The 6,324-nt window shown below is 40.7% G+C and carries 6 protein-coding genes; 5 read left to right on the top strand and 1 reads right to left on the bottom strand.

The window, feature by feature from the left end:
- Positions 1 to 1,381 (bottom strand): 23S rRNA (uracil(1939)-C(5))-methyltransferase RlmD (gene rlmD, locus AB7E53_RS13655; RefSeq protein WP_446776281.1); only part of this gene is annotated, 1,381 nt, incomplete at its 3' end.
- A gap of 187 nt (positions 1,382 to 1,568) precedes the next feature.
- Here rlmD and ppdK point away from each other — a divergent pair.
- The 5 genes from ppdK to AB7E53_RS13680 all read left to right on the top strand — a co-directional run.
- Positions 1,569 to 4,289 carry a pyruvate, phosphate dikinase gene (gene ppdK / locus AB7E53_RS13660; protein ID WP_446776283.1) on the top strand — a complete coding sequence of 907 codons (2,721 nt, stop codon included), beginning with the start codon at positions 1,569 to 1,571 and terminating at the stop codon, positions 4,287 to 4,289.
- Between the two features lie 164 nt (positions 4,290 to 4,453).
- The gene (locus AB7E53_RS13665) at positions 4,454 to 4,831 is read left to right on the top strand and encodes a LytTR family transcriptional regulator DNA-binding domain-containing protein (protein WP_446776285.1); all 378 of its coding nucleotides are present in this window, start codon (positions 4,454 to 4,456) and stop codon (positions 4,829 to 4,831) included.
- A 26-nt stretch (positions 4,832 to 4,857) separates the two neighbouring features.
- On the top strand, positions 4,858 to 5,508 hold the full coding sequence (locus AB7E53_RS13670; protein ID WP_446776287.1) for an FHA domain-containing protein: 651 nt from the start codon (positions 4,858 to 4,860) through the stop codon (positions 5,506 to 5,508).
- Between the two features lie 123 nt (positions 5,509 to 5,631).
- Positions 5,632 to 5,877 carry a hypothetical protein gene (locus AB7E53_RS13675; protein WP_079683144.1) on the top strand — a complete coding sequence of 82 codons (246 nt, stop codon included), beginning with the start codon at positions 5,632 to 5,634 and terminating at the stop codon, positions 5,875 to 5,877.
- A partial coding sequence (locus AB7E53_RS13680) for an FHA domain-containing protein (protein ID WP_446776289.1) occupies positions 5,874 to 6,324 on the top strand: 451 nt, incomplete at its 3' end. The genes AB7E53_RS13675 and AB7E53_RS13680, both read left to right, overlap by 4 nt.

Genomic DNA, 6,324 nt, shown 5'->3' on the forward strand with positions numbered 1-6,324 from the left:
CGTGATGGGTGTGGGGGAACATATCAACAGGTTGTACCTTTTTTACTTCGTATTTAACGTCAAGAAGTCCGAGGTCCCTTGCCTGCGTAGCAGGATTACAGCTTACGTAGACAATTCGCCGGGGTTCGGCAAAAAGGATTGTGTCAATTACGTCGTCATGCATTCCGGCACGGGGCGGATCGGTGATGATCACATCCGGTTTACCATGCAGGGCAATGAATTCTTGCGTAAGTATATCTTTCATGTCTCCTGCAAAGAACAGCGTGTTCTCAATGTTATTGAGAGCTGCGTTTACTTTGGCATCTTCAATCGCTTCGGGTACATATTCGATTCCTATAACTTTCTTTGCGCGACTTGAAACGAAATTGGCAATGGTTCCGGTACCGGTATAAAGGTCGTACACCATTTCGTTGCCTGTTAATCCGGCAAAATCACGCGTTATCTTATATAAATTGTAGGCTTGATCGCTGTTGGTCTGATAGAATGATTTGGGACCTACCTTGAATTTAAGTCCTTCCATCTCTTCAATAATATGATCCTTGCCTTTGAAGACTTCCACTTTCTGATCGGTGATTGTGTCGTTGCACTTACTATTAATAATGTATAGCAAGGAGGTTATTTGCGGAAATTGCTCGGCAACATACGTAAGCAATTCATTTATCTTGTCTTGTTCGTCTTTGTAGAAAACAACAATAACCATGATTTCGCCGGTCGACGCTGTGCGTACAATCAAGGTGCGCATCAGCCCATCCTGATTACGTAGATCGAAAAAAGGATAACCTTCGTGCGAAAGACAATAATTACGTATGCTTAGACGAATTTGATTTGATAGTTCGCTCTGCAGCCAACATTGGTTTATGTCGAGCACTTTATCGAACATACCCGGAATATGAAATCCTACGGCATTCATACAGTCAAACGACTTGTCCGAACCGATTTCGGCTTCCGTAAGCCATTTTTTATTCGAAAAAGTGAACTCCAGTTTGTTGCGGTAATAGGTTGTCTTTTCTGATCCTAAAATAGGATAGACCTCACCCAGTGCTATCTTTCCAATACGGGTAAGATTGTCTGTTACCTGTTTATGTTTGTATTTTAACTGTTCTTCGTAGGGCAGATGTTGCCATTTACATCCTCCGCATGTTCCGAAGTGTTCACAAAATGGAGTCGATCTTTTATCGGAATAGGAGTGAAAACGGATGGCTTTACCTTCTGCATAACTGTGTTTCTTGCGAGTAATCTGGATGTCTACAACATCTCCCGGTGCTACAAAAGGAATGAAAACTACGAGGTCGTTTACCTTTGCGATGGCTTTACCTTCTGCGGCTACATCTGTGATGGTTACCTGTTCAAAAATGGGTAACGGTTTCTTATTTCTTGCCAATGTCTTTTATTTTATAATTTTCGCCACGCAAATATACGAATTTACTATATACCAGTTATAGATTGAGGTTGTAAAACACATAAAATTATTTTAGGCTTTTACATATACAGTCATTAATTAAGTTATATTTGCATTATTGCAAACCAGAAGTAGCAAAACAACCTAAAATCAAAAAATAACAATGATTATGAACAAGAAACGCGTTTACACCTTTGGAAACGGAAAAGCCGAAGGACAAGCCAATATGAAAAATCTATTGGGGGGAAAAGGTGCCAACCTTGCCGAAATGAATTTGATTGGAGTTCCGGTTCCTCCAGGTTTTACAATCACCACAGAAGTTTGCTTAGAATACTATGAACTGGGTAGAGATAAAGTAGTCTCCCTTTTACAGGAGGATGTGAAAAATGCGATTGCTAATATTGAGCAATTGATGAATGCTACTTTTGGAGATATTGAAAATCCATTGTTGGTTTCGGTACGTTCCGGAGCAAGAGCTTCCATGCCGGGCATGATGGATACAATCCTTAACCTGGGTTTGAACGACGAAGTTGTGGAAGGATTGATCCGTAAGACTAATAATCCCCGGTTTGCTTGGGACTCTTACCGCAGATTTGTACAAATGTACGGCGATGTGGTGTTGGGGATGAAACCGGTTAATAAAGAGGATATCGATCCATTTGAGGAGATTATTGAAGAACTGAAGGAAGAAAGAGGTGTTAAGCTTGATAATGAATTAAGTGTTGACGACCTTAAATTAATGGTATCTAAATTTAAGAAAGCTGTAAAAAATCAAACAGGTCACGATTTCCCAACCTCTGCCTATGATCAGCTGTGGGGTGCCATATGTGCGGTGTTCGACTCATGGATGAACGACCGGGCTATTCTGTATCGTAAAATGGAAGGTATTCCTGCCGAATGGGGTACAGCTGTGAATGTGCAGGCCATGGTATTTGGTAATATGGGTGAAACTTCAGCAACCGGAGTTTGCTTTTCGCGTGATGCCGGTAGTGGAGAAGATTTATTCAATGGTGAATATCTGATTAATGCGCAGGGTGAAGATGTGGTTGCCGGAATTCGTACTCCTCAGCAAATTACGAAGGTGGGTTCGCAACGCTGGGCAGAATTGGCTTGTGTATCGGAAGAAGAGCGTTTGGCAAAATATCCGTCTATGGAAGAAGCTATGCCTTCAATTTATGCCGAATTGGATGTACTGCAGACTAAACTTGAAAACCATTATAAGGATATGCAGGATATGGAGTTTACCGTTCAGGAAGGTAAGCTTTGGTTTTTGCAGACCCGTAACGGTAAGCGTACCGGCTTTGCCATGGTGAAGATTGCCATGGACTTGTTGAGAGAGGGTATGATTGATGAAAAAACAGCATTGCTTCGTGTCGAGCCCAACAAATTGGATGAATTATTGCATCCTGTGTTTGATAAAAAAGCATTGAAGGTTGCTCCTGTTATTGCTAAAGGATTACCCGCTTCACCGGGTGCCGCTACCGGACAGATTGTTTTCTTTGCTGATGATGCCGCCGAATGGCATGCCAAAGGGCATAAGGTTATTATGGTACGTATTGAAACCTCGCCGGAAGACTTGGCCGGTATGGCTGTTGCGCAAGGGATTCTTACAGCACGCGGTGGTATGACGTCTCATGCGGCGGTAGTTGCCAGAGGAATGGGTAAGTGTTGTGTTTCGGGTGCCGGAGCGCTGAAGATCGACTACAAGAATAAAACCATACAAGTGGGAGATTTAGTATTGAAAGAGGGCGATTATATATCCTTGAACGGTTCGAACGGAGAGGTGTACTTAGGACAAATCCAAACGAAGGAGGCAGAGCTGTCGGATGATTTCCGGGAGTTGATGACATTGGCCGATAAGTATACAAAATTAAAGGTTCGCACCAACGCGGATACTCCGTTTGATGCACAGATTGCAAGAAATTTTGGGGCTGTGGGTATAGGGTTGTGCAGGACGGAGCATATGTTCTTTGAAGGTGAAAAGATAAAGGCTATGCGTGAAATGATTCTTTCGGAAGATACCGAAGGCAGAGTTAAGGCATTATCCAAGATTCTTCCCTATCAGCAGGCCGACTTTAAAGGAATTTTCAGAGCGATGGATGGTTGTCCTGTTACAGTGCGTTTGTTGGATCCTCCATTGCATGAATTTGTTCCGCATGATCTGAAAGGACAGGAAGATATGGCTGCTATGATGGGTGTTTCTGTAAAGAAAATTCAGGAAAGAGTTGAATCGCTTTCAGAACAAAACCCGATGTTGGGACACCGTGGTTGCCGCTTGGGGAACACCTATCCCGAAATTACGGAAATGCAGACTTTGGCTATATTAGGTGCTGCACTTGAATTAAAGGCTGAGGGTATTCATACTTATCCGGAGATAATGGTTCCGCTGGTTGGCAATGTGATTGAATTCCAGCAGCAAGAGGCTGTAATCCGTGCTACGGCAAAAAAACTGTTTGCGGAAAAGGGTGACAGCATAGAGTTTACTGTAGGTACGATGATAGAGGTTCCCCGTGCAGCGCTTACAGCCGACAAGGTTGCTTCTTCCGCCGAGTTTTTCTCGTTTGGAACCAATGACTTAACACAGATGACCTTTGGTTATTCGCGTGACGATATAGCTTCATTCCTGCCGGTTTATCTGGATAAGAAAATACTTCAGGTAGATCCATTCCAGGTGCTGGATCAGGAAGGTGTCGGTCAGCTTGTAAGAATGGCAACTGAAAAAGGTCGCTCCATTCGTCCGGATTTAAAGTGCGGAATCTGCGGCGAGCATGGTGGTGAGCCTTCGTCTGTTAAGTTCTGTCACAGAGTTGGACTGAATTATGTTTCTTGTTCTCCTTTCCGTGTTCCTATTGCCCGATTGGCAGCGGCTCAGGCAGCGATTGAAGGTTAATCTATAGGATATTTAGTTCTTATCCTCGTAAACTGTTTTATTTGTGATTGTTTTTGTAACAAATAACAATAGTTTACGAGGATTATTTTTTTTATTGTAATTTTGTTAATCAATAAAAAATAATGTCTATATTTGTTCGCGGTGAACATTAATTTAGCCCGGCAATGGATAGATATTTAATTATTAAAACAAGAGATGAGTTGTTGAGAATAAGAATTGAACAAATTCTTTATTTCGAAGCAGATCGTAATTATACCAAGTTGATTTTAAATAACGGGATTCAATTTACTTTTGCAATTAATATTGGTAAGATAGAAGAGATACTTGAAAAGCAGGTTACAGGATGTAAAATGATACTGATGAGAGTTGGTAAAAGTCATATAATCAACAAGAACCATATTTTGCAAATAAACCTGCCAAGACAAAAGCTTTTGTTGCTCACTGCAGAAGGTAAAGCCCGAGAGTTGATTATTTCGAAAGATCCGTTAAAAGTGCTGAAAGATTCTCTTGAAAATGAGATCCGTGAAGATGCAAAAATGTAAAATTAATCTTATTATTATGCAATGAGATGATAATACGAATAGGAAAAGCCAGTGATAATGACTATATTGTGAACGACGACCATGTAAGCAGGCATCATGCTTACTTGCTTCGAAACGAACAAGGATGGTTTATTGAAGATATTCAATCGACCAATGGAACGTATGTGAATGGTTGTCAGGTTGTAAAGAAGAAAATTTGTTCTTCGGATTCAATTATCTTAGGTGATAAATACGTTTTAGATATTAAGAGTGCATTAAGATCTGTTAATGATTACAGCGAAGACTTTAATTCATTGAAAGATGTATACGAAAAATACATCAGCGTAAAAATCAAAATCCAATCCAACAATCAATTTAAAACAAGATTATTTCAGTCGTTGCCCTTTGCGTTGCCTGGCGTTGTGGGTATTGCTGTCGGTTTTTGGGGAAACGGAACACCGCAGCTTTTCGGATTAAGTCTCTCCTTAGCTATTTGCGCCCCTACGATTGGAATTTATATGGGTGCCAAGCAGTCGGCCAAAATACCTCAGCTTCTTCAAGATATTTCAAATCAGTTCAAAAATGATTATGTTTGTCCCAAATGCGGCACCTTCCTTGGTGAAATTCCGTGGGAATCTCTACGTAACAAAAAACAATGTCCGGTTCCTTCCTGTAAGGCCAAATGGGTTAGCTTCTAATTGTTCGTATCGAAAAACATGCCTTTTGTACAAGAATGCCTGTAGTTGGATTAAGGTCCCGATCCGGCTTGTTTATTACAGAATTCTTTTCGTACATTTGCGTTGTAAATAATAATTAAAGATATGGAAAAAGCAGAAGAATACACATTTGTCACAATTGATAATGGTGACTTTATGGATGCCTCAGAGAGCTTTATTGTAGATGTTGAGAGTGATACTCTTTCATTTGATGCAGTCATGTTGGATGATGATATGTCCGGATCTGATTTGATTACACTATCAGATGACACAGTCTTCATGACCGATGCAGATGTTATTGATATGTCTTCAATTGATCTAGACGATTCAGACGCATCCTTTATGTTATGATTTCAATCAAATGTCCATATTGTAAAGTTGGGCTTAAAATAGACGAGGCTAAAATCCCGTCTACGATTGAATCATTTAAATGTCCAAAATGTACAAAACCTATTGCGGTTTCATTACTTGGACAATTAGGGTTTCTGAATAAAACAGAGACACCGACTGTTGTTGTCAAACATCGAAATGCAACTTCCGGTACGATTACCGTATTGCCAAATTCTGACACCCCTGCGCAAACATTTCTCCTTTATGAAGGAACTTTGATTGCCGGTCGTAAGTCGGAAGCTTCAAAAGCGTCCATCGGTATAGTTACGATGGATAAGTGTATGAGTCGCGAGCACATTAAAATTGAAGTGAAGCATGAGGGTGGGGGAGTTTATAAACATTTTTTGTCCGACAATAACAGTAAGAATAAAACTTTGTATAATAACACATGCCTTGAGAATGGAGAAG

The organism is Macellibacteroides sp. (genome assembly GCF_050251695.1).
Taxonomy (GTDB): Bacteria; Bacteroidota; Bacteroidia; order Bacteroidales; family Tannerellaceae; genus Macellibacteroides; species Macellibacteroides fermentans.

Excerpts from the sequence above, each read along its gene's own strand:
- ppdK (WP_446776283.1), top strand. The coding sequence starts at position 1,569 with ATGAACAAGAAACGCGTTTACACCTTTGGAAACGGAAAAGCCGAAGGA.
- AB7E53_RS13670 (WP_446776287.1), top strand. The coding sequence starts at position 4,858 with ATGATAATACGAATAGGAAAAGCCAGTGATAATGACTATATTGTGAAC.
- AB7E53_RS13665 (WP_446776285.1), top strand. The coding sequence starts at position 4,454 with ATGGATAGATATTTAATTATTAAAACAAGAGATGAGTTGTTGAGAATA.
- AB7E53_RS13675 (WP_079683144.1), top strand. The coding sequence starts at position 5,632 with ATGGAAAAAGCAGAAGAATACACATTTGTCACAATTGATAATGGTGAC.